20 protein-coding genes, 1 tRNA gene and 1 pseudogene are annotated in these 21,546 nt (G+C 67.8%); 7 read left to right on the top strand and 15 right to left on the bottom strand.

The window, feature by feature from the left end:
* Nucleotide 1 precedes the first annotated feature (1 nt).
* Nucleotides 2–715 (bottom strand): hypothetical protein, encoded by a 714-nt coding sequence (locus BP68_RS07170; protein WP_496370405.1) that lies wholly within the window; start codon nt 713–715, stop codon nt 2–4.
* Here BP68_RS07170 and BP68_RS07165 point away from each other — a divergent pair.
* From BP68_RS07165 to BP68_RS07140, 6 genes and pseudogenes are all read left to right on the top strand, one after another.
* Nucleotides 614–1,139: pseudogene (locus BP68_RS07165) on the top strand (RecT family recombinase); the annotation flags it as partial. The gene BP68_RS07170 and the pseudogene BP68_RS07165 overlap by 102 nt on opposite strands.
* Before the next feature lie 586 nt (nt 1,140–1,725).
* Entirely contained in the window at nt 1,726–3,420 is a 1,695-nt protein-coding gene (locus BP68_RS07160) for a hypothetical protein (RefSeq protein ID WP_496370098.1), read from the top strand.
* A gap of 174 nt (nt 3,421–3,594) precedes the next feature.
* Nucleotides 3,595–4,236, top strand: a complete 642-nt coding sequence (locus BP68_RS07155) for a 3'-5' exonuclease (RefSeq protein WP_496370096.1) — start codon at nt 3,595–3,597, stop codon at nt 4,234–4,236.
* Nucleotides 4,233–6,023, top strand: a complete 1,791-nt coding sequence (locus tag BP68_RS07150) for a DNA cytosine methyltransferase (RefSeq protein ID WP_496370094.1) — start codon at nt 4,233–4,235, stop codon at nt 6,021–6,023. The genes BP68_RS07155 and BP68_RS07150 overlap by 4 nt, the downstream gene beginning before the upstream one ends.
* Before the next feature lie 654 nt (nt 6,024–6,677).
* The gene (locus tag BP68_RS07145) at nt 6,678–7,295 is read left to right on the top strand and encodes a hypothetical protein (RefSeq protein ID WP_496370092.1); all 618 of its coding nucleotides are present in this window, start codon (nt 6,678–6,680) and stop codon (nt 7,293–7,295) included.
* Nucleotides 7,292–8,317: a site-specific integrase gene (locus tag BP68_RS07140; RefSeq protein WP_496370090.1), complete on the top strand. Its 1,026-nt coding sequence runs from the start codon at nt 7,292–7,294 to the stop codon at nt 8,315–8,317. Before BP68_RS07145 ends, BP68_RS07140 begins: the two co-directional genes overlap by 4 nt.
* A gap of 69 nt (nt 8,318–8,386) precedes the next feature.
* Here BP68_RS07140 and BP68_RS07135 read toward each other — a convergent pair.
* From BP68_RS07135 to BP68_RS07125, 3 genes are all read right to left on the bottom strand, one after another.
* Nucleotides 8,387–8,463: transfer RNA gene (locus tag BP68_RS07135), tRNA-Pro, on the bottom strand.
* A 64-nt stretch (nt 8,464–8,527) separates the two neighbouring features.
* Nucleotides 8,528–8,797, bottom strand: coding sequence for a translation initiation factor IF-1 (gene infA / locus BP68_RS07130; protein WP_496370088.1), 270 nt, complete (start codon nt 8,795–8,797; stop codon nt 8,528–8,530).
* Between the two features lie 240 nt (nt 8,798–9,037).
* Nucleotides 9,038–10,207, bottom strand: a complete 1,170-nt coding sequence (locus BP68_RS07125) for an HPP family protein (protein WP_496370086.1) — start codon at nt 10,205–10,207, stop codon at nt 9,038–9,040.
* A 225-nt stretch (nt 10,208–10,432) separates the two neighbouring features.
* Between BP68_RS07125 and asd the strand changes: the two genes are divergently transcribed.
* Nucleotides 10,433–11,284 (top strand): archaetidylserine decarboxylase, encoded by an 852-nt coding sequence (gene asd, locus BP68_RS07120; protein WP_496370084.1) that lies wholly within the window; start codon nt 10,433–10,435, stop codon nt 11,282–11,284.
* Nucleotides 11,285–11,341: 57 nt separating this feature from the next.
* On the opposite strand, the gene BP68_RS07115 is transcribed toward asd, so the two are convergent.
* The 11 genes from BP68_RS07115 to hutU all read right to left on the bottom strand — a co-directional run bounded on the left by BP68_RS07115 (nt 11,342) and on the right by hutU (nt 21,526).
* Complete coding sequence (locus BP68_RS07115; protein WP_496370082.1) at nt 11,342–11,602, bottom strand: hypothetical protein; 261 nt, start codon at nt 11,600–11,602, stop codon at nt 11,342–11,344.
* 17 nt (nt 11,603–11,619) lie between these two features.
* Nucleotides 11,620–12,447, bottom strand: coding sequence for an N-formylglutamate deformylase (hutG, locus tag BP68_RS07110; RefSeq protein WP_496370080.1), 828 nt, complete (start codon nt 12,445–12,447; stop codon nt 11,620–11,622).
* A gap of 12 nt (nt 12,448–12,459) precedes the next feature.
* Complete coding sequence (locus BP68_RS07105) at nt 12,460–13,851, bottom strand: formimidoylglutamate deiminase (RefSeq protein ID WP_496370078.1); 1,392 nt, start codon at nt 13,849–13,851, stop codon at nt 12,460–12,462.
* Entirely contained in the window at nt 13,848–15,104 is a 1,257-nt protein-coding gene (hutI, locus tag BP68_RS07100; RefSeq protein WP_496370076.1) for an imidazolonepropionase, read from the bottom strand. Before hutI ends, BP68_RS07105 begins: the two co-directional genes overlap by 4 nt.
* Nucleotides 15,105–15,175: 71 nt before the next feature.
* Nucleotides 15,176–15,754: a HutD/Ves family protein gene (locus tag BP68_RS07095; protein WP_496370074.1), complete on the bottom strand. Its 579-nt coding sequence runs from the start codon at nt 15,752–15,754 to the stop codon at nt 15,176–15,178.
* A gap of 17 nt (nt 15,755–15,771) precedes the next feature.
* Complete coding sequence (locus BP68_RS07090) at nt 15,772–16,635, bottom strand: phytanoyl-CoA dioxygenase family protein (RefSeq protein ID WP_496370072.1); 864 nt, start codon at nt 16,633–16,635, stop codon at nt 15,772–15,774.
* 22 nt (nt 16,636–16,657) lie between these two features.
* The gene (locus BP68_RS07085) at nt 16,658–17,440 is read right to left on the bottom strand and encodes an amino acid ABC transporter ATP-binding protein (protein ID WP_496370070.1); all 783 of its coding nucleotides are present in this window, start codon (nt 17,438–17,440) and stop codon (nt 16,658–16,660) included.
* Entirely contained in the window at nt 17,437–18,105 is a 669-nt protein-coding gene (locus tag BP68_RS07080) for an amino acid ABC transporter permease (protein ID WP_496370068.1), read from the bottom strand. Before BP68_RS07080 ends, BP68_RS07085 begins: the two co-directional genes overlap by 4 nt.
* Before the next feature lie 30 nt (nt 18,106–18,135).
* Complete coding sequence (locus tag BP68_RS07075) at nt 18,136–18,885, bottom strand: glutamine ABC transporter substrate-binding protein (RefSeq protein WP_496370395.1); 750 nt, start codon at nt 18,883–18,885, stop codon at nt 18,136–18,138.
* A gap of 54 nt (nt 18,886–18,939) precedes the next feature.
* The gene (locus BP68_RS07070; protein WP_496370066.1) at nt 18,940–19,689 is read right to left on the bottom strand and encodes an IclR family transcriptional regulator; all 750 of its coding nucleotides are present in this window, start codon (nt 19,687–19,689) and stop codon (nt 18,940–18,942) included.
* 118 nt (nt 19,690–19,807) lie between these two features.
* On the bottom strand, nt 19,808–21,526 hold the full coding sequence (gene hutU, locus BP68_RS07065; protein WP_496370064.1) for a urocanate hydratase: 1,719 nt from the start codon (nt 21,524–21,526) through the stop codon (nt 19,808–19,810).
* Nucleotides 21,527–21,546 lie beyond the last annotated feature (20 nt).

Genomic DNA, 21,546 nt, shown 5'->3' with positions numbered 1-21,546 from the left:
ATCAACGCGCGTCCGATTCCAGCGCTGCCGCTTCCGCTTCTTCGTCCGACGGCCCGGAAGCGCCGCCGATGAACAGATCCTCGGCCGTGGGCGCGGGCCCTTCGTCCGCATCCACCGGGAACGGGTTCTCCATCGGCTCCTCGCCCTCCGGTTCGTTCACGGGCACGACAGGCGGGATCAGGCGGATGGCGATCAGGTCCTGCTCCAGCAGCGCCAGCTTGCCGCAGGTCTCCTGATCCAGACGGTCGCCGCTGTACTGCACCTGCCACGACAGATGCACGGTGCCGCCCTCCTTCGTTTCGATGACGCGCCTCACGAGCTTGCAGCAGTCGAACACCATGTTGCTGCGCTCGTCGCCCAGGCCGTACTCGATGAAGAGCTCGTAGCCGGCCAGCTTGTTCTTCTTGTCGTCCAGGGCGAACTTGCCGCCGTTCAAGCGCGGGAAGCGCAGGTTGGGCAGCGTGGCCTCCACGCCTTCGATCTGGCCCTGGCCGGCCGCGGCGTCGGCATTCCAGTACAGGGCCTCGCGCAGGCCCGGCTGGATGGTGTCCAGCAGCGTGTTGGGCACATCCACGGCCATGGTCAGGTCGACGGCCTGGACGTGATCGTCGCCATGCAGCTCCTTGCGGAAATTGACGTGGGTGACTGCTTCGCCGTCTGCCTCCAGTCCATGCAGTGGGGCATGAACCCCTTCTCCGTGGCCCAGAAGACCCACCTCGTGAACGGAACGCTGGGCTATGAGGCACAACTGGTAGCCGCCGTCATCAACAGCAGCGGTGTCGTCAAAGACCGATTTCACTTCGAGTGGTTTGGCGAGTGGGAGAAGATCGTCGGCCGCTTCAAGGAAGTCGAGTCGCGCACCAAGAAGGACGACAACGGCAACCCAAAGAAGTTCATCGTCCCCGACTGGAAGCAGGAAGACGAGCGCGGCCTGGGCATCAAGGTGTGGGCAACGCTGCGCGGCGAATCCCAGCCCCGCGTGCTCACGCTGCTGCTGACTCAAGCCCGCACCCGCAACAGCACGCTCTGGACCGAAGACCCCAAGCAGCAGATCGCCTACCTGGTGCAGAAGCGCTGGGCGCGCCTGTACGCCCCCGACGTGATCCTGGGCGTCTACACCCGCGATGAACTGGAGCTGGGTGGCGAGGTGTTCATGGGAACGGCCGAGGAAGTGCATCCCGGCGATGGATCGCCGCCACCCAGCGAAACGGCGTCCCACGTCGAAGAGCGGAAGACCGACACCTTCAGCTACTACCCCAAGGCCGACTTCGAGAAGAACCTGCCAAGCTGGGTGAACGTGGTCATGAGCGGTCGCAAGAGCATCGATGAAATGGTCACGTTCGTCTGCGCCAAGGCCCAGCTCTCCCCTGAGCAGCAGCAGGCATTCAAGGATGCCGTGAAGGCCGCACAGCAAGCCAGCGCGCAGGACGTGGCCGCCAAGGACGCACCAGCGGTCAGCGTGGAGAAGCTCATGGCCGACATGAAGGCCGCAATGACCATGGACAGCCTCTGCGAAGTGGCGGCCCTAGGCGATGCCATCACCGCCCCCGCCGCTCGCGCGCAACTGGATCAAGCCTTTGATGCCCGCGCGGCAGAACTGAAGGAACAAGCATGACCACCTTCCAAGTCGTCAACCTGAAACAGGGCACTCCCGAGTGGAAGGCACACCGCGCCTCTCATCGGAATGCCTCTGACGCGCCGGCCGCATTGTCCTGCAGCCCGAACATGACCCGCACCGAGCTGATCCGTCAGCTCGCATCGGGCATCGAGCGCGACTTCTCCGACTACGTGCAGGAGCGCATCCTGGACAAGGGCCACGTATTCGAGGCCTATGCGCGCCCCATGGCCGAAGGCATCGTGGGCGAAGAACTCTTCCCGGTGGTGGGCAAGAACGGCAAGTACAGCGCCAGCTATGACGGCCTCACGATGCTGGAGGAAAAGGGCTTCGAGCACAAACGCCTGAATGCCGCGCTGCGCGAAGCCATGCACGAAGACTGCACGGGCGCTGACCTTCCCTTGTGCTACCAAGTGCAGATGGAGCAACAGTGCATGGTGTGCCCCACCATCGAGAAAGTCCTGTTCATGGCCAGCGAGTGGGATGCCCAGGGCAATCTGATCGAAGAGCGCCACTGCTGGTACTACCCCAATCTGCAGCTGCGCGCCGAGATCGTGGCGGCCTGGGAGCTGATCGAACAGGACGTGGCAGCCTATGACCCGGCCGCCGAGTCCGCGCCCGAGGTTGTCGGCCAGGCCCCCGACCTGCTGCCTGCGCTGCGCATCGACGTGCAGGGCATGGTCACGGCGTCCAATCTGGAGTCCTTCAAGGCCGTGGCCTTGCGCACCATCGGCAGCATCAATACCAAACTGGTGACGGACCAGGACTTTGCCGATGCCGAGAAGACCATCAAGTGGTGCGGCAACGTCGAGAGCAGCCTGCACGCGGCCAAGCAGCATGCACTGTCGCAGACCGAGAGCATCGAGCGCCTGTTCCGTACCATTGACGACATCCACGAGCAGGCCCGCCAAGTGCGCCTCAAGCTGGAAAAGCTGGTCAAGAGCGAGAAGGATGCGCGCCGCCAGCAGATCGTCACTGACGCCCAGCAGAAGCTGGACGAGCACATCAACGGGCTGAACGATGCCATGGGCGCGAACTACATCCCACGCCAGTCCGGCGTGTTCGCGCCGGTCATCAAGGGCTTGAAGTCGCTGGACAGCATGGCCGACAAGGTGAATGCCGAGCTGGCCCGCCAGATCACAGCAGCGGATGCCCTGGCCGCACGCCTGAAGGAGAACCGCGATCACCTGGAGCACGAAGACGGAAGCTGGTTGACGCTGTTCCCGGACTTCGCCACCGTAGGCACCAAGGCCGCCGAAGACTTCCAGGCCCTGGCCGCGCTGCGCATCGGCAACCACAAGCAGGCAGAAGCGCAGCGCCTCGAAGCCGAGCGCGAGCGCATCCGCCGTGAAGAGCAAGAGCGGGCCGACCGCGAAGCGCGCGAGAGGCTGATCGCCGAAGAGCATGCAGCCCAAGAGGCCATCGCACAGGCCGCCCGGGAGGGCCAGATCGGCGAGCCCGTGGCGGCCGACCTGGGCGCCCTCGCCGCAGAGCGCCGCGCGGTGGCCGTGTCGCAGATCGACGCTGCCCAGGCCATCAACACCGCTCAGCGCACCGCTGCAGCTGCGCCTGCACTGGCTCCGCAGCGCGCCGCACCTTCGCCAGCCACGCCCGCAACCCTGAAGCTGGGCGTCATCGCCGAGCGCCTGGGCTTCCAGCTGTCTGCCGACTTCCTGCGCTCGCTGGGCTTCGAGCCCGCCGCCAAGGTCGGCGCCCACGGCGTCTATCACGAGACCCAGTTCCCTCACATGCTGGCCGCCCTGGTGCGCCACATCGAGGGTGTGCAGGCCAAGGCCACAGCCTGAAACCGTTTCGGACGAAAGCGGAGCGCGCGCATGACTGGATCTGGCTGGCTAGTTCCCAGCCCGGAAGCAGTGACAACACCCCGGCCTGGCCGGTATCGAGATTGCGCTCAATCACGAGAAGTGAAGGTAGCCCGCGCGCTCCGCAAGTAGTCCACCCATTCACAGAAAGCACCTATGAACATCGCCCTCTTCTACGATTCGGAGACGTCTGGCCTGCCACTTTTCAGCGAGCCCTCCGAGCATCCCGCTCAGCCGCACATCGTGCAGCTCGCCGCTTGCCTGGTTGACCTGGACACGCGCCAGACCATCGCCAGCATGGACGTGATCGTGCGCCCCGACGGCTGGACCATTCCCGACCAGGTCGCAGCCATCCACGGCATCACCACCGAACACGCCTGGGACGTGGGCGTCCCCGAGGCCCAGGCCGTGGACATGTTCATGAGCTTGTGGGGCGGCCGCACGCGCATCGCGCACAACGAGAGCTTCGATGCCCGCATTCTGCGCATCGCCTTGAAGCGCCACGTCGATCCGCGCGACACGAACCTGGCCATCCCGCCCTCTGACGACTGGAAGGCCAGCCGCGCCGAGTGCACGCAGCTGCTCTCCACCCCGATCCTGAAACTTCCACCCACCGAGAAGATGAAGGCAGCCAAGCGCTTCCACCACAAGAGCGCCAACCTGGGCGAGGCCTACAAGCACTTCACCGGCAAGGAGCTGCAGAACGCGCACAGCGCTATGGCGGACGTGCAGGGGTGCATGGAGGTGTACTTCGCTATCAAGGGCACACCCGCCCAGTCGGCAATGGGGGCGGCATGAGCACAGCAGAAGTTCGCCACTTCCACCTCTTTTGCGGCCTCGGGGGCGGCGCCAAGGGATTCAACCAGGCCCGGCCGCGCGTCGGCAACATGGTCGCGCAGTTCCGCTGCATCGGTGGCATTGACGTGGACGCCGCCAGCATTCGCGACTTCGGCCGCCTGGCCGGCGTGCCCGGCACTGTGCTGGACCTTTTCGACCGCGACCAATACCGTGATTTCCACGGCGCAGAGCCCCCGGCAGACTGGCGCGAGGCCGGCACCGCCGACATCCACCGTGCCGCCGGCGGCGAACGGCCGCATATCGTGTTCCTGTCGGCGCCCTGCAAGGGCTTCTCCGGCCTGCTGTCCGAGGGCAAGAGCAAGACCGACAAGTACCAGGCCTTGAACCGCCTCACGCTGCGCGGCGTCTGGCTGATGTTGGAAGCCTGGCGCGATGAGCCGCCGGAGCTGGTGATTTTCGAGAACGTGCCCCGTATCGCGACGCGCGGCCGGCACCTGCTGGACCAGATCGTCGACCTGCTGCGCGCCTATGGCTACGCCGTGGCCGAAACCACGCACGACTGCGGCGAGCTCGGCGGCCTGGCCCAGAGCCGCAAGCGCTTCCTGCTCGTGGGCCGCCACATTGAGAAGGTTCCGCCCTTCCTCTACGAACCTCACAGCCGCCCGCTGCGTGCCGTGGGCGACGTACTGGGCCGCATGCTGATGCCCGGTGACGTGCGCGGCGGGCCCATGCACCGCGTCCCCGCACTGCAGTGGAAAACCTGGGTTCGCCTGGCGTTCGTCGAGGCAGGGAGCGACTGGCGCTCGCTCAACCGCCTGGCGGTCGAGGATGGGCAACTGCGCGACTACCTGATCGTGCCCGAGATGCATGGCGGCATGCTGGGCGTGCAGAGCTGGACGCGGCCCAGCTCCACCGTGACCGGCAAGGGCCGGCCCAGCTGCGGCAATTTCGCCGTGGCAGATCCACGATTCGAGCAGTCGGCCCTGTGGTCCGATGGCCAAGCCTACGGCGTGCGCCGCTGGGATGCCAGCACGGGCACGGTGGCCGGCCAGCAAGGCCCTGGCCAGGGTGCCTACAGCGTGGCCGACCCTCGCACGCCGGTGAAGCACAACAACTGCTTCCGCATCGTGCGCATGGACCAGACCGCGGGCACCGTCACCGGCGGCACCGGACCCAGCGCTGGTGGCCAAGGCGTTGCCGATCCGCGCGGCGGGCCTGACCCAGACCTGCTGCACGGCAAGTACCCGATCACCGGCTGGGACGAGACAGCGCGCACCGTGATCGGTGGCAACGCCAACGGCGCCTTCGCCGTGGCCGATCCCCGCAGCGGCATTCAGCGCGGCCAGGGCGACAGCTATCTCACAGCCGGCCACTACGGCGTGGTGCCATGGACTGGCCCTTCGGGCGCCGTGAGCGCGGCGGCCGGGCACGACAACGGCCGCTGGAGCGTTGCGGATCCGCGCATGCCTTCGGCAAGTGACAAGCTGGTGTGCCGCATCACCGCCGAGGACGGTACATGGCACCGTCCCTTCACGACCCTGGAACTCGCGGCGCTGCAGTCGCTGGTGGACCCTGAGGACCTGCTGGAGCTGGACGGCTTGAGCGATCAGGCGTGGCGAGAGCGGATCGGGAACGCTGTTCCTGCAGCGGCTGCGACGGCGATTGCAGAGGTGATGGGGACGACGCTGCTTCTGGCCTGGTCAGGAGAGACATTCCTGCTTTCGTCTCAGCCGATCTGGGTTCGGCAGGTAGCAGTAGCACTTGCGGTGCAGGGGGCGGGGACATGATGCTCCAAATCGTACCGGCGCCGGTTGCAATTGTTCCTCCAGCAGCTGCCAGCGCTGCGATCATCGTCCACTTGGCTGATAAGCGGGCTGCATCCGCAGCGTCCCTGGCGGCCGTCAGGCCCTTCTCTGCTCGCTCGTCAACGCGGCGAGCTTCCTCCTTTGCTAACCACACATTGGCAAATCGCCGAGACATGTCGTCAGCTTCGGGCCGAGTCAGCCACAAGCGAAGCGCCGGCTCACCCTCTTCTCCATGGCTGCGCACCCACTTCGCCACTTCATCAAGGCTTTTGAACTCCGCCGGAAGTCTTCCTTCGGCCACCGCAGCAGGGACGTTGCGGAAAAAGAATTTGAACAAACTGCCGGATTGCGTTGAGTCTCCGGGCGGGCTTTTTTCACTACTTTCGTCCATCTCACCTCCTTCTGAGGACAGAGTATGACCACCGCCGCCTTCTCCGCCCTCGCCGGCCCCACAGCAAGGGCCATCGCCTCAGTGCGCAACACGCACTGCAAGCCTCCGACCTACCGGCCCAGCTCTCCAGTGTCAGCCCACATGAACTGCCCCAAGTGCGGCAGCCGCCTCAACTTCACGGTGACGGCCGACGGCCACACCTCTGGCCGCTGCGTGGCGGCGGCCTGCGTTCGATGGAGCATGCAATGAGCACACCGATCCAAGACCCTATCGCCCACGCCGTGCGCTTGTTGCGCGAGACCGCCGAAGAACTCAAGAGCGGCCACACGCTCGCGGCAACCGGACATGACTGGACAGGCGAGCCTGAGGCAAAGGCTGCCTATGACGAGCACCACGCCGTCGCTGATGCCCTGGAGCAGTGGGAGTCCGCCATCGGCGCGGGTGGCGTAGAGCCCCTGCGCTCGCGCCAGTGCCTGCACCAGATTGCGGAGCCGGTGGGCGAGCATCCGCCTCAGGTTACCGGCGCGCGGTATGTCGCGGACTACTTCGCCGCGCGCGGGCATTACCCATCGCTGGTGCAGGCTTTCGATGCAGGCCACGCCATGCGGGCACAGGCACCGGAGTGCAACGCCATGAGCATCATCCTCACCGACAACGAAGTCGAGCAGATTACTGGCTACAAGCGCGCCAGCGAGCAGATTCCAGAACTGCATCGCCAGGGCTTCTACCGCGCCCGCCGCTCAAAGACAACCGGCGACGTGATTCTGGAGCGTGCGCACTACGATGCCATTTGCGCCGCCGGCCATGCGGCCAATGACCACCGTGCCCGTGAACCCATGCTGAGAAAGCTGAAGGCGGTATGAGCAAGCGAAGCGATTTGCCCAAGCGGGTGTACGCCAAGAACGGCGCCTATTGGCACGTCGCTGCGAATGGGCCCAAGCGAATCTGGACGCGCCTGTGCTCCATTCGCGAAGGGCTGCCCGCAATGTATCGGGCCTTGGCCGACATCGAGGCGCGCGACGTACTGGACGACTCCATGCCAGGGCTGATCGGTGACTGGCTGCGGGATGTCGGCAGCACGCACAGCAAGAAGACGCAAGCCAACGACGCCTACCAAACGCGCACGATCTCACAGGCGTTCGCGGAATTCAGGGCTCCCCAGGTGCGCGCGCCGCACATCGTGGAGTTCCTGAAGGATTTCCGCGACAAGCCGCGCACGCACAACGCCTACCGGGCGATGCTGCGCGAGTTGCTGCGCTACGCCGAGGAGCGTGGCTTTCGTGAGCCTGGCACGAACCCAGTGGACAGCCTGCGCACCATGTCGATCAAGGCTCGGCGCCGCTACATCACAGACTCGGAACTGCGCAGGATCAAAGTCGGGATCTGCTATGGGAAGGACGGCAAGCGCACGCCATCGGGGCCCATGATCTGCTGCCTGGTGGAAATGGCCTACCTGACGGGCCAGCGCGCCAGCGATCTGCTCTCAATGGAATGGTCAGAAATCGGCAAGGAGGGCATCAGGTTCCAACCCGGCAAGACGCTGGCCTCCACCGGGGTCGCAGTGCTGATTGGCTGGACGCCTCGACTGGAGAAACTGGTCGCCCGACTCAAGGCCTTTCCCCGTTCCAACATGCGCTACGTGTTCTGCAAGCAGGACGGCCAACGGTACACCTATTCAGGGGCGGTGACGGCCTGGAAACGAGGAATCAAGCGCGCCGGCATTCCGGACACCCAGTTCCGAGATCTGCGGGCAAAGGCTTTGACGGACGTCGATTCGAAGCGCGGGATCATCGACGCTCAGCGGATGGGGGCCCACTCGACACAGGCACAGACGGCGGATTACGTGCGCCACAAGAAGGCCATCACAACGCGCGCGACGCGCTAGCCGTTAGACAGGTGCCGTCTGGTTAGACAAAAGGCCTTGCACCAAATTGATGCAAGGCCTTGATTTCATTGGTCGGAGCGGCGGGATTCGAACTCGCGACCCTCTGCTCCCAAAGCAGATGCGCTACCAGGCTGCGCTACGCTCCGACAGCTCGCATTCTAACCCGTCAAACCATGCTGCTCGGCTAAACGGGAGTGATATTTGTCGCGCTCAGCGCTTCTTGCCCGGCGGCGTGCCGGCACCAGGGCCCGGGCCCCGGCCTGCCAGGTGACGGAAGGTGATGCGCCCCTTGGTCAGGTCATAGGGCGACATCTCGAGCGACACCTTGTCGCCCGCAAGAATGCGGATGTGGTGCTTGCGCATCTTGCCGCCGGTGTAGGCAATGAGCTGGTGCCCGTTGTCCAGCGTCACGCGAAAGCGTGAATCTGGCAGGACTTCGGTCACGCTACCCTGCATCTCAATCAATTCTTCTTTGGCCATGTGTGGTCAATCTCTAAATAACAAATGTCTTTGGCGGCACCTGGAGAAGCCGATGCGCCCGTCCACCACCAGGGACCGCCCCAGCCCCTTTGCGGGCTCGAGGCACGGTGCAATGCAGGCAGGAGAGTCGCTGCGCCCAGGGCGCAGGAGGCCAGAAGGCCAGGGAGAAGACGTCTTCAATGGACAGGCGTAGCGCTGTGCATGAGCGGCGCAATTGTACTGCCATGTCAAGACGCTCGCCTATGGCCGTGCCACCGCCGCCGCCAGTGTCTTCACCAGATCGGTCTGGGTGATGATGCCGACCAGTTCCTGCGCCTCGTTCACCACGGGGATGTGATGGTGGCCCGCCTCGGAGAACAGCGGCACCAGGTCCATGACATGCTGGTCGGCCTGCACCTGCTGCACCGGAGAGGACATCAGCCCATGCACCTGATCCGGGCGCTTGGGCCTGCCCATGATGAGCGAGCGCAGGCGCTGCCCCATGCCCTCGTGCATCTCGAGGCTGGCCAGCCGCATGAAGTCCGAGACGGTGACGATGCCGACCACCCTGCGCTGCGCGTCCACCACGGGCAGTGCCTTGACCGCTTCCTTGCGCATCAGCGCCCAGGCCTCTTTCAGCGGGGTGTCGGCCGCCACGGCATGCACGGGTGACGACATGATCTCCTGACAGCGCAGCTCACCCAGCGTGCGCTGGAACGCCGCCTTGCCGGCCAGGTGCAACAGGCCCTCCAGATCGGCACGGCTCACGTCCAGTACCTGGTTGTAGTGCGACAGCGCCGCGTCCAGGTCTGCCGAGGTGAAGGCACCGGAACCCTTGTGCGTGGTGCTTGCACGCCTCTGCGCTTGGGGGTAGCTGCGGCCGGTCAGGTGATTGAACGCGATACCCACCAGCACCAGCATCAGCGCATTGAACACAATGGGAAACACGGCCATGGCCGCCCCCTCGTGCGGATTGAGCACGGCAAACAGCGCCAGGGCGCCCCCGGGCGGGTGCAGGCAGCGCAGCGCCAGCATCACGGCCGCCGCCAGGCCCACCGCCAGCCCGCTGGCCAGGGCGATGTCGGGCACCAGCGACACGCAGGCCACGCCCACCAGATAGGACAGCACGCTGCCCGCCAGCACCGGCCATGGCTGCGCCAGCGGGCTGGAGGGCATGCCGATGACCAGCACGGCGCTCGACCCCAGCGAAGCCACCATCCACGGTGCAGGCAAAGCCGCGCCAAACCAATGCGCCAGGGCAGCCACAACGGCCACGCTGAGGACGATGCCCGACACCATGCGCAGGCGCTCACGCCGGTCGATGCCTACAGATGCCGGCCAGAAGCGGCGCAGCCACGCCAGGACCCGCCGGGCACCAGTGTCTGGCGAGCCGGTATCCGGGTTGGCGTTCGGGGAAGGGGAAGAAGACATGACTCAAAGACACGCTCCGCACCGGCCCCTCAGCCATCCAGGGGGCACTTCCGCGGGAACCGGGGAATTATCGGCACAACGCTCGGGCCACGGGCCTGCATGGCTTTCGCGCACCGCCGCCCTGCCCGCCATGAAACCGCCCAGGCAAGCGACATGATGCCCTCGGCGTCGGCCCCTCGGGCCGCCATTAGAATGGCCCAGCTTTTCTGTAAGGAATGTCGCTACGTGTCTGATCGCCTCGCCGTATTGCCCCAATACCTGCTACCCAAGCAGGCGCTGACCACCCTCGCCGGCCGGCTGGCGTCGGCCCGCGCAGGCAGCCTGACGACGGCGACCATCCGCCGCTTCGTGGCCCGTTACCGGGTGAACATGGAGGAGGCGGCCAACCCCGACATCGCCAGCTACGCCACCTTCAACGACTTCTTCACGCGCGCGCTGCGTCCCGGCCTGCGCCCGCTGGCCGATGCCGCCGCCGTGTGCCCGGTGGATGGCGCGGTCAGCCAGCTCGGCCCCATCGAACGCGACCAGATCTTCCAGGCCAAGGGCCACCATTACTCCACCACGGCGCTGCTGGGCGGCGACGCATCGCTGGCCGCGCAGTTCCAGGACGGCAGCTTTGCCACCATCTACCTGAGCCCGCGCGACTATCACCGCATCCACATGCCCTGCGACGGCCGCCTGCTGCGCATGGAGCATGTGCCTGGCGCCCTGTTCTCGGTGAACCCCACCACGGCGCGCGGCGTGCCCGGGCTGTTTGCGCGCAACGAACGTGTGGTGTGCCTGTTCGAGACCCCGCTCGGCCCCATGGCGCTGGTGCTGGTGGGCGCCACCATCGTGGGCAGCATGGCCACCGTCTGGCATGGCCAGGTCAACCCGCCGCGCACCGGACAGCCGCGCAGGTGGGACTATGCGGACCAGCAGATCCTGCTGCGCCAGGGCGAAGAGATGGGACGCTTCCTGCTCGGCTCCACCGTGGTGCTGCTGTTCCCGCGTGGTGCCCTGCGGTTCGAACCCGGCTGGGCGGCGGCGCGTCCCGTGCGCCTGGGCGAAGCCATGGCGCAGCGGCCCGGCGCCTGAGCCTCGCCTGCGGCGCGCGGCACGGGCCGCTCGCCATCGCACCAGCAGGGGTGAAGATCAGTGCCGGTCCGGCACGCGCACGGTGGTGAACACCGTGGGTTCAAGCTCCAGCTCCATGGGATCGACCGGCTCGGCACGGCCGACCAGGTACACGGAAAGATCATGCCGGCGCAGCGAGACATGGCTCACCGTCTCCCAGCTGCCGGCACATTTCACGCGGGTGCCCGGTCGGTACACCGGCATGCGGAAATGCTTGGACCAGCCCCAGGGCGCCTCGGACGGGTCTTGGACGGCAAGCGATGGCTCGGAAACCTGCATGCCGCCATCTTAGCGCTTCAGGCCTGCGCGCGTTGCCGGGCGAAGGCCAGCGTCGCCTCCACCATGCGCCGCAGCGTGGGCTGCACTCGGGCCGCCACCTCGGGCAGATAGTCGAAGGGCAGCGCTTCCTGCATGTAGCTGCACTGCGTCATCTCCAGCTGCACGGCGTGAATGTTGCGCGCAGGCTCGCCATAGTGGCGCGTGATGTGGCCGCCCTTGAAGCGGCCGTTGAGCACGCTGGTGTGGCCCGGCGCCGTCTTGGCAATGGCCAGCAGCTCGTCGGCCAGGGCGGCATCGCAGCTCGTGCCATCGCCCGTGCCCAGATTCAGGTCGGGCAGCTTGCCCTCGAAAAAGCGCGGCAGCACCGAGCGGATGGAATGCGCGTCCCACAGCACGGCCACGCCATGGGCGGCGCGCAGGCGGTCCAGCTCCGTGCGCAGCTGCGCGTGGTACGGCGCCCAGAGGGCGTCGCGCCGGGCGGCGACCTCGGCCGCCTGCGGCACGTCGTCGCCATGGGCGTAGAGCGGCGTGTCGTCGAACGAGTCCACGGGGCACAGGCCGGTCACGCTCTGGCCGGGGTAGAGGCTGGCGCCGTCGGGCGAACGGTTCAGGTCGATCACGTAGCGCGAATGCGTGGCCACGAGGATGGAGGCGCCCAGCTCCCTGGCAAAGGCGTAGAGGCGCTCCAGGTGCCAGTCGGTGTCGGGCACCTGGCGGGCCTCGTCGGTCAGGCGCGCGGCGATGGCGGGCGGCACATGGGTGCCGACATGGGGCATGGAGATGAGCAGCGGCTCGGTGCCCTGGTGGAAGGTGAAGGCGGGGCGATCGGTCAATGCGGTGGTCATGGCTCTAGGGGTTCACAGGGAGTTCAGCAGCGCCTGGCGCGCCGCGGCAAAGGCCCGGGCCGCCGCGTCGTGCAGCGTGTGGCGGCCGGCGGCGACCTGCCGGACGCCTCCCACCCAGACACTGTACAGCGCCGAGCCGCGCTGGCTGGCAAACACATGGGAGGCCAGCATCTGCTCGGGCGGCAGGCCGGCCAGCGCCACATGCCCGGCATCCAGCACGATGCAGTCGGCGCGCTGGCCCACGGCCAGGCCGGCCACGGCCCGCCCTGCCGCCTGCGCCCCGCCCTGCACCGCCGCCAGCCACTGGGCCGTGGCCACCTGCGGCTGCGCTGCGCTGGCCATCACGTTGCGCTCACGCCGTGCCAGGCGCTGGCTGTATTCCAGCAGCATGAGTTCCTCGGCCGCGTTCACGCAGGCATGGCTGTCGGAGCCCACGCCCCAGACGCCGCCGGCGGCCAGCCAGCGCGGCGCGTCGAAAATGCCGTCGCCCAGGTTGGCCTCGGTGGTGGGGCACAGGCCGGCCACCGCGCCGCTGCGGGCGGCGCGCTCGTATTCGTCGGGCGTCATGTGCGTGGCGTGCACCAGGCACCAGCGCGCATCAACGGGCGCGTGTTCCAGCAGCCACTGCACGGGGCGCAGGCCGCTCCAGGCGATGCAGTCCTGCACCTCCTGCTCTTGCTCGGCCACATGGATGTGCACGGGCGCCCGCGGTGACAGCGCCTGCAGGCCTTCGACGGCCCAGCGCAGGCTGTCCGGCGGCACGGCGCGCAGCGAATGGGGAGCAAGACCCAAATTGGCCTCTTGCGCCCGTGTGGCAGGCGTGAGCAGCTCCAATAATGAGAGCATGTTGTCGGTGGAGCGGATGAAGCGCGCCTGGTCCGCGCGCGGCGGCCGCCCGCCAAACCCACTGGTCTGGTACAGCACCGGCAGCAGCGTCATGCCCATGCCCGCCGCCCGCGCCGCGCGCAGCAGCGCCAGCGACAGGGTGGCGTCGTCCGCGTAGGGCCGGCCGTCCACGTCGTGGTGCAGGTAGTGGAACTCGCAGACACTGGTGTAGCCGGCCTCCAGCATCTCCACATACAGCCAGGTGGCCACGGCCTCGAGCTGCTCGGGCGTGATGCGGCCCGCGAAGCGGTACATGAGATCGCGCCAGCTCCAGAAGCTGTCGCGGCCCGCGCCGCGATATTCGGTAAGCCCCGCGAAGGCGCGCTGGAAGGCGTGCGAATGCAGGTTGGGCATGCCGGGCAGCACCGGGCCTGCCGCGCGGGGGGCGCTGCCGGGCGCGGCGTCCGGCGTGATGGCGGTAAAGCTGCCCGCCGAATCCCACTGCAGCAGCACGTTGTGCGCCCAGCCATGCGGCAGCAGCGCATGTTCGGCAAAAAGCTGGCCTGCCTGCGCGCTCATGCTGCCCCCTTCACCACGCGGCCCTGGCGCACGATGGTGTGCGCCGGGTTGTGGCCGAACCAGTAGGCCAGCTCCGCCGCCTCGCCCACGGACCAGAGCACGAAGTTGGCGGGCCGCCCCGCCGCGATGAGGCCGTGCGTGTCCGAGAGGCCCAGCGCGCGCGCCGCATGCGTGGTGATGCCGGCCAGGGCCTCGGGCACCGTGAGGCGAAACAGTGTGCAGGCCATGTTGGCCATGAGCAGCAAGGAGAGCGCGGGCGAGGTGCCGGGGTTGTGGTCGGTGGACACGGCCATGGGCACGCCCGCTGCACGCAGCTGCGCGATGGGCGGCAGGTGCGTGTCGCGCAGCGTGTAGTAGGCGCCGGGCAGCAGCACGGCCACGGTGCCGGCGGCCTGCATCGCGTCGATGCCTTCCTGCGACAGGTGTTCGATGTGGTCGCACGACAGCGCGCCGTAGCGCGCCGCCAGCTGCGCGCCGCCCATGTCGGAAAGCTGCCCGGCATGCAGCTTGACCGGGAGGCCAAGCTTGTGCGCGGCCTGGAAGACCTGCCCGGTCTCGGCCAGCGTGAAGGCGATGCGCTCGCAGAACACGTCCACCGCGTCCACCAGCCCCTCGGCCGCCAGCGCGGGCAGCATCTCGTGGCAGACCAGGTCGGTGTAGTCCTGGCTGCGACCGGCGTACTCGGGCGGCAGCGCGTGGGCGCCCAGGAAGGTGGTGCGCACCGTCACGCCCAGCGCCTCGCCCAGGCGCCGGGCCACGCGCAGCTGCTTGCGCTCGTGTTCCAGGGCCAGGCCGTAGCCTGACTTGATCTCGATGGCGCACACGCCCTCGTCCAGCAGCGCCTGCATGCGCGGCAGCGCGAGCGCGAACAGCGCGTCCTCGCTGGCCTCGCGCGTGGCGCGCACGCTGGAGACGATGCCGCCGCCGGCCTGGGCCACCTCTTCGTAGCTGGCGCCGGCCAGGCGCATGGCGAATTCGTGGGCCCGCTGGCCGCCATAGACCAGATGGGTGTGGCAGTCCACCAGGCCGGGCGTGGCCAGCCGCCCGCCCCCGCCGTGGCGCGGCAGCGGCGCGTAGCCGGCGGGCAGGGCCGGGGACGGCCCCACCCAGCGCACCACACCGCCCTGCACCACCACGCTGGCGTCCTCATGGGGGGCCACGGGCACATCGGCGCGGGCCAGGCCGGGCGCGAGGCGCAGGCCTTCCCAGACGCCGTCGGCGCTGGGGGGCTGGAAGGTGTTGGTGTCGTCCATGGTCAATTCAATTTGCTACCAAATAAATAGCTGCCAGCGCTTACCCATAAAGCGCTGGAGGCCAATTTCTCTTAAATATGGGGTTCCAGCCCCACCCAGGCGAGCACGGGCGTCTCGCCGCCCTGCTCCGCCAGCGGCGTGAGCGCCGGGCCGGCCTCGGCCGCGCTCCACCAGAAACCCTGGCCCGGCGTCAGCGTGTCGCCGCCCCGGCGCCAAAGGCCCGCGAGCACCATGCACAGGCCCGCCGGCGTGCTGCCGGGCACGCGCGCCTCGCGCACGGGCTCCACGGCGCCCTGCCAGCGGCCGCGCCGCAGCATGAGATTGAAGTCGGTCGAGGCGCCGCCGAGCAGGGTGCAGTCCACGGCCGCCTCGCCCGCGAAGGCCAGCGGCTGCCAACGCCGGTCCAGCCGGTGCTGCAGGCTGCCGTCCTGCGTGCGCAGGTGCACGCCGTCGCCGCCGAGCAGCATGATCTGGCGATCCACGCCCGCGAAGGCCGAGAACGGCCCCGGCGCCGCGATGGTGGCCACGCTCACGCGCCACTCGAAGCCGTCCATGCCGGCGCCGGGCGGCCAGCAGGCCAGTTCGCGCGTGTGGCCGCCGCCGTTTTTCCAGGGGGTGGGCGGCACGGCCGCGAGATCGAAGCGTTGCATGGGCACGTGGTTGGACATCAGGCGGCCTGCGCCACCAGCAGGGGGAACAGGGGGTGGGCCATGGGCGCGCCCGCGGGCAGTTCGCCCGCCAGGCCCGGGAATTCGGGCGAGGTCTTCCAGGCGCGCGGCGCGTGCCGCGTGTCCTCGCCCATGAAGCGCACCGAGAACACGCGCCGCCGCCCCGGCCCCTCGAAGCCGCCGGCGCCGTGCAGCGTGAGCATGTGGAAGCACACCACGTCGCCGGGCTCGGTGGCCCAGCCCAGGATGGGGTGGGCCGCGCGGTCGGCCTCTATGTCGGGCAGGTCCTGCAGGCTGCCTTCGGGGAACCACTTCGCCTGGTGGTCCATGAAGGTGCGCGGCATGAGCCAGGGCCCCCGGTGCGAGCCAGCCACAAATTCAAGCGTGGACGCGCGCGGCACGGGGTCCACGGGAATCCACAGGCTGATGTTCTGGCGGCCCTCGATGTTGTAGTAGGGCTGGTCCTGGTGCCAGGGCGTGCGCTGGCGCGTGCCCGGCTCCTTCACCAGCACATGGTCGTGGTACAGGCGCACGGTGGGCGACTGCATGAGCCGCTGCGCGGCCCAGGCCACGGGCGTCTCGCGCACGAAGCGCTCGAATTCGCCGATGTCCTGCCAGTTGCAGAAGTCCTCGAAGAAGCGGCCCGGGTCGTCGGGCCGGCTGGCCACCTTGGCGCGCGGGCTGGGCGCGGCCAGGTTGGCGTCGATGCCGCTGCGCAGCAGCGCCACCTCGTCCGGCGTGAGCAGTTGGCGGATGCACACGGCGCCGTCGCGCGCGAAGTCGGCCACCAGGGCATCCGTGACGCGCTCTTGCAGCCGGCGCTGCAGATCCGTGCCGGGAACCAAGGGTGCGGTGAATGCCATGGTGACTTGCTCCGTGGTGGGTTCAGGCGCGCGTGAGCACGGCCTGCAGGAAGCTGCGCGTGCGCTCCTGCGTGGGGTTGGTGAAGATGGTGGCCGGCGGGCCGGCTTCGATAATGCCGCCGCCGTCCATGACGACGACCACGTCGCCCACCTCGCGCGCGAAGTCCATCTCGTGGGTCACGACCATCATGGTCATGCCCTCGCGCGCCAGCAGCTTCATGACCTGCAGCACCTCGCCCACGAGCTCGGGGTCGAGGGCCGAGGTGGGCTCGTCGAACAGCATCACGCGCGGCTTCATGGCCAGCGCGCGGGCAATCGCCACGCGCTGCTTCTGGCCGCCCGAGAGGCTGCCCGGCATGGCTTCGGCTTTGTGGGCCAGGCCCACCTTTTCGAGCAGCACGCGCGCCTGCGTTTCGGCCTCGGCGCGCGGCACGTTGTGCAGCTTGCGCGGGCCCAGCGTCACGTTGTCGATCACCGACAGGTGCGGGAACAGGTTGAACGACTGGAACACCATGCCCACCTCTTCGCGCAGCGCGTTGAGGTCGCGGTCGGGCAGCATGCGGCCTTCATCCACCAGCGTGCGCCCGCAGATGTCGATGCGCCCGCCCTGGGGCTGCTCCAGGCCGTTGCAGCAGCGCAGAAAGGTGCTCTTGCCCGAGCCGCTGGGGCCGATCACGACCACCACCTGCGAGGGCTGCACATCGAAGTCGATGCCATTGAGCACCACATGCTCGCCGAAGGCCTTGCGCAGGCCGCGAATGCGCACCATGGGCTCGGCGGCCCGGGAAACAGGTTGCTTTGTCATTGCACCATTCCTCCGGCGCGCAGGCGCAGTTCCATGTGGCGCAGCACCAGCGTGGTGGCGCCCGTGAGAATGAAGTACACGACCGCGATGGCCAGGTACACCTCCAGCGAGCGGTACGACACGCTGATGATCTTCTGCCCCTCGTGCATGAGGTCGTGGATGGTGAGCAGCGACACCAGGGCCGAGTTCTTGATCAGCGCGATGAACTCGTTGCCCAGCGGCGGGATCATGCGCACGATGGCCTGCGGCAGCACCACGCTGCGCATGGCCTGGCCCGACGACATGCCGATGGAGCGCGCGGCCTCCATCTGGCCCTTGTCGATGGACTGGATGGCACCGCGCACGATCTCGGACACATAGGCGCCCGAATAGATGCCCAGGCCGATCACGCCGCACACGAAGGCCGGCAGCAGGATGCCGAACTGCGGCAGGCCGAAGAACAGGATGAACAGCTGCACCAGCAGCGGCGTGCCGCGAATGGCCGCCACATAGGCCGTGCACAGGCCATACACGATGCGGTTCTTGGGGTTGAGGCGGCCGATGCCCACCAGCAAGCCCATGACGCAGCCCAGCAGCAGCGAGGCGGCCGTGATTTCCACGGTCACCGCCGCGCCCTGCAGCAGCTGGGGCCAGCCGGCCCAGACGGGGGAGAAGTCGAGTTCCATCGCTCAGGTCGTCGTCGGTTCAGTCCGGGTTCACTTGGCCGCGGGGGCGCTGAACCACTTCTTCACGATGGCGGCATAGGTGCCATCGGCCTTGAGCTTGGCGATCGCGCCGTTCACGGCCTTCGTCAGCTCGGGCGTGTCCTTGCGCAGGGCCATGCCGTATTCCTCGGTGGTGATCTGCTCGTCCAGCACGCGCAGGCCGGGGCGCGTGCGCACGTACTGGAAGGCCGCGGGCTTGCCGGTCACGGCGGCATCGGCACGGCCGATGTCCACGAGGTTGAACATCTCCTGGTTCTTCTCGACCTCGACGCGCTGCACCTTGGGGTAGTGCTGCGTGAGGTAACCCACCGACTTGGTGCCCACCTGCACGGAGACCTTCTTGCCGTCCAGGTCGGCCAGCTTCTTGATGGAGGTGTTGCCCTCCTTCACCATGGCCACCAGGCCGCCCGCGTAGTAGGGCTCGGTGAAGTCCACCACCTTCTTGCGCTCGTCAGTGATGTAGATGGCGGAGACGGCCATGTCGAAGCGCTTGGAGATCAGGCCCGGAATCAGACCCTTGAAGTCGATGTCCACCCACTCGACCTGCTTGCCCATGGCCTTGCCGATGGCCTCGACCAGTTCGATGTCGAAGCCCGTGCGCTTGCCGTTCTCGACGAACTCCATGGGCGGGAACGTGGCGTCGGTGCCCACGCGCAGCACGTTGTCCTGGGCGTGCACGCTGGCGCCGCCCAGAGCCAATGCGGCCATGCCGGCGAGAAGAAGGTTGCGGCGAATGCTCATCATGGGGAAGTCTCCTGTGGGAAGGTTGAGGGATGGGGAACAAAAAATGGGGGCTCAGTGCAGAACCAGCTGGCGCGATATGCGCGCGGCGGCCACGACGGCCATGCGGATCAGCGCCTGCTCCTGCCCCTGGGCTCGCAAGATCGGTGCCATGAGCGTGATGGCGCCGGCGGCCTGGCGCGAGGCGCCGAACAGCGGCACGCTGCAGCCCCACACGCCGGGGTCCACCTCGCCCGCGCTCACGGCGTAGCCCGCCTTGCGAATGGCCTCCAGCTCGTCCTGCGCGGCCTGGCGCTGGGGCGTGCCGGCACCCCACTGGGCGTCCAGCACGGCCGCGCGCGCGGCCTCGGGCAGGTGGGCCAGCACGCACTTGGCCGATGCCCCCGCACGCAGGGGCACGCTGCGCCCCTTCTCGAACGAGCAGCGCAGCGAATGCTGGCTTTCCACCATGTCGAGGCAGATCGCCTGGTCGTTCACGGCCACGATCAGGCCCACGCTCTCGTGCGACTGCTGCGACAGCTCCACCATGCCGGGGCGCGCCTGGCGCACCAGGTGCGAGGCCAGGTCGAATCCCAGCGCGAGCTGCAGGCTCAGCGGCCCGGGCGCGTAGTCGCCGTCGCTCTCGAGTACGAAGCCCCAGCGCTTGAGCCGCGCGAGCTGGCGGTACAGCGTGCTGCGCGCCAGGCCCGTGTGCTCCATGAGCTCCGCGGCGGACAGCGCCCTGCCCTGCTGGGCCAGCACGGCCAGCACCTGCAGCACACGGTCGGCCGTGGGAATGGCAGCGGACGGAACACTCTTGGACATGGCTGCAGTATCAAAGCAAGCGGCGGCCAATCACAGCCCCTCATTCCCAACTCTTGGGAATGCAGTTCCCTTTTTTGGCGTTTTAAGGGATTACCCTCCCCCTCCTTTTCTCAGCGCCTCAACGCACCATGGGCAGGTTCAGACCATTGCGCTGGGCACAGGCAATGGCGCTCTCGTAGCCCGCGTCGGCATGGCGCATCACGCCCGAGGCAGGGTCGTTCCAGAGCACGCGCGACAGGCGCGCCGCGGCCGCGTCGGTGCCGTCGGCCACGATGACCACGCCCGCGTGCTGCGAGTAACCCATGCCCACACCGCCGCCATGGTGCAGGCTGACCCAGGTGGCGCCACCCGCGGTGTTGAGCAGCGCGTTGAGCAGCGGCCAGTCGCTCACCGCGTCGCTGCCGTCCTTCATGGCCTCGGTCTCGCGGTTGGGGCTGGCGACCGAGCCGGTGTCGAGGTGGTCGCGGCCGATGACGATGGGCGCCTTCAATTCGCCGCTCTTCACCATCGCGTTGAAGGCCAGGCCCGCGATGTGGCGTTCGCCCAGGCCCAGCCAACAGATGCGCGCGGGCAGGCCCTGGAAGGCGATGCGCTCGCCCGCCATGTCGAGCCAGCGGTGTACGTGCTTGTTCTGGGGGAACAGCTCCTTGATCTTGGCGTCAGTCTTGCGAATATCCTCCGGGTCACCCGAGAGCGCCACCCAGCGGAACGGGCCCTTGCCCTCGCAGAACAGCGGGCGGATGTAGGCCGGCACGAAACCGGGAAAGTCGAAGGCGTTCTTCACTCCCTCGTCGAACGCCACCTGGCGGATGTTGTTGCCGTAGTCCACCACCGGGATGCCCATGGCCTGGAAGTCCAGCATGGCCTGCACATGCACGGCGCAAGATCGGGCGGCGGCTTTCTTCAAGACCTCGTGCCGCGTCAGGTCCTGCTGCGCGGCGCGCCATTGCGCCACCGTCCAGCCGCTGGGCAAATAGCCGTTGACAAGGTCGTGGGCCGAGGTCTGGTCGGTGACCAGGTCGGGCCGCAAGCCACCGGCCCTGGCGCGGCGCACCAACTCGGGCAGGATGTCGGCGGCGTTGCCCAGCAGCGCGATGGACACCGCCTCCTTGGCTGCCGTGTGCTGCTGGATGAGTTCAAGCGCATGGTCGATATCGCGCGCCTGCTTGTCCACGTAGCGCGTACGCAGGCGGAAATCGATGCTGCTTTGCTGGCATTCGATGTTGAGCGACACCGCGCCCGCGAACGTGGCCGCCAGCGGCTGCGCGCCCCCCATGCCGCCCAGGCCGGCCGTGAGGATCCACTTGCCAGCCAGAGAGCCGCCGTAGTGCCTGCGGCCGGCCTCGGCAAAGGTTTCGTAGGTGCCTTGCACGATGCCTTGCGTGCCGATGTAGATCCAGCTGCCGGCCGTCATCTGGCCGTACATGAACAGGCCCTTGCGGTCCAGCTCGCTGAAGTGCTCCCAGTTGGCCCATTGGGGTACGAGGTTGGAATTGGCCAGCAGCACGCGCGGCGCGTTCTCATGGGTCTTGAACACGCCCACGGGCTTGCCCGACTGGATCAGCAGCGACTCGTCGGCCTCCAGCTTCCTGAGCGATGCGAGGATCTGGTCGAAGCACTGCCAGTCGCGCGCGGCGCGGCCGATGCCGCCGTAGACCACGAGATCCTGCGGGCGCTCGGCCACCTCGGGATCCAGGTTGTTCTGGAGCATGCGGTAGGCCGCCTCGGCCAGCCAGTTCTTGCAGTGCAGCTCTTGGCCGCGCGGTGCGCGGATCACGCGGCTGGCGTCATGGCGCGGGTCGGCAACAGTGTTCACGGTGGCGTCATTGGCGTTCATCACGGAATCTCCTTCAGGGT

The sequence above is a fragment of the Diaphorobacter oryzae DSM 22780 genome (assembly GCF_059568935.1).
This window is presented reverse-complemented; position numbering and strand designations above follow the sequence as displayed.